The organism is Actinomadura sp. KC345, assembly GCF_004348515.1.
Taxonomy (GTDB): domain Bacteria; phylum Actinomycetota; class Actinomycetes; order Streptosporangiales; family Streptosporangiaceae; genus Spirillospora.
Window position 1 is genome coordinate 1 of sequence record NZ_SMKH01000559.1, and the last position, 1602, is coordinate 1602.

The following is a 1602-nucleotide window of genomic DNA, read 5'->3' on the forward strand; positions in this document are numbered from 1 at the left end:
GCGACGGGGGCGGGGGCCTCGGCGCGGCGCCAGACGCGGGCGACGATGACGACCTCGCGGGGTTCCCGGATCGGGGTGAGGCGGCACCAGGTGCGGGGCTCGGAGAGGTAGCGCCCCTGGGAGAGCAGCAGTTCGGTGAGCCTCTTGCCCTCGATGACGGGACGGGTGGCGAGCCAGGTCAGCACGCCCGGCGGGACGATGTACAGGACGTGCCAGGGGGATTCGAAGGGGATGCCGACGATCCTGAGCAGGACGATCCACGGCACGAACACGCCGAGGAACACGCCGATCTGGACGAGCGGCAGCGGCATGGGCAGCCGCAGGTCGTACAGCTTGTAAAGCCGCTTCTCGATCCGCCAGATGTTCGTGTACGTGGGTAGATCCACGCCCCTACTCCCCTAACTGCGCGAGCACGGGTCCGCCTGCCGGTCTCCCGTCAGGTGACGTCCACGCCGAGGGCCGTGGCTATCGCCTTGGCCGTGGTCTCGATGATGTTCGGCACGTAGAAGACCACCCCGATTCCGATCGCGAGCAAGATGAACTGAACGAAGCGCGTGATTTCTCGGGTGAACAGAAAGAAGATCGCCACAATGGAGACGATCACCAGGAACAGCGGACCGAATATCTGCCTCAGCCAATCGGCGAGCTGATCGGTCTTCAGTTCGTCGCCGGGCGCCGCAAGGATTTCGTAGGGAATCGACGCGATAATGTGCTGAAACATCGACGTCTACCTTCCTTGGGCGGCGGGCTCAATGGGGGATTGGTCGTTCAAGTCAGGGCCTCTCATGATGCGTTCGGTCGCGTGGTACCGCGGATGTCGCGGACGAGCCACTTGTCGCCTCTCTTCACCATGGCGAGCTGGTAGGTCTGGTCCAGTTCGCCGCCGCCGCCCGCGGCGGGCTGCCAGGCGACGGTCGCGGTGATCGTGCGCTCGCCCGCGGAGCCCTTCGGAGCGACGACCTCCTTGACCTGCATGAACTTCACGGTGTTGGCCATGCCGGTGATGGTCGTCCCGTCGGAGAAGCGCGACAGGGCCTCCTGGTTGCCGGTCGCGTACTCCTGGAAGAAGGTACCGAGGAAGGGCTGGAGTTCGCTTTCGAGCGCGGAGTCGCGGTCGGGTGCGCCGCCCTGGGGAAGTTGCGCCTTGGTAGGCGGGGGAAGCATGGCGGGCTGGGCGGACACGACCAGGGAACCGCTCTTGTCGGCGTACACCGGAACCGCGAGACGCAGCCACGTGTCGGCCGTGCGCGCCGACAGGGTCACGGTCGCGTGGTTGGCGTCGCGCACATCCACTCCGGCGACCTCGACCGACTGCACCTGCATCCTGCCGACGCCGTTCCAGCCGAATTGCGGGTCGGCGCCGTCGGGGAGGAAGGTGCGCAATTGCGTCTCGCGGGCGGGGGCGTTGTTCTGGTCGTAGTTCAGATATACGTTGGCGAACTGCAGGGCGAACGCGCCCGCGGCGCTGCTGGGGAACCCCGCTCCCCTGGCGGGTTTGGACGCGGGCGTCGCGCCGCCGGACGTCTCTTCAGCGGTGAAGCGCTCGAACGGGGCGCGGATGCCGTTGACGAGGATGACGATGATCAGCGCCCAGAGCACGGC

General features: G+C 66.7%; 3 protein-coding genes. All 3 read right to left on the reverse strand.

Going from position 1 to position 1602, the window contains the following annotated elements:
* Window positions 1–386 (reverse strand): conjugal transfer protein (locus E1281_RS39540; protein WP_131884794.1); only part of this gene is annotated, 386 nt, incomplete at its 3' end.
* A 50-nt stretch (window positions 387–436) separates the two neighbouring features.
* Window positions 437–721, reverse strand: coding sequence for a hypothetical protein (locus tag E1281_RS39545; RefSeq protein ID WP_131884795.1), 285 nt, complete (start codon window positions 719–721; stop codon window positions 437–439).
* A gap of 62 nt (window positions 722–783) precedes the next feature.
* Window positions 784–1602, reverse strand: an 819-nt coding sequence (locus E1281_RS39550; RefSeq protein WP_131884796.1) for a conjugal transfer protein, incomplete at its 5' end; no start/stop codon positions are given.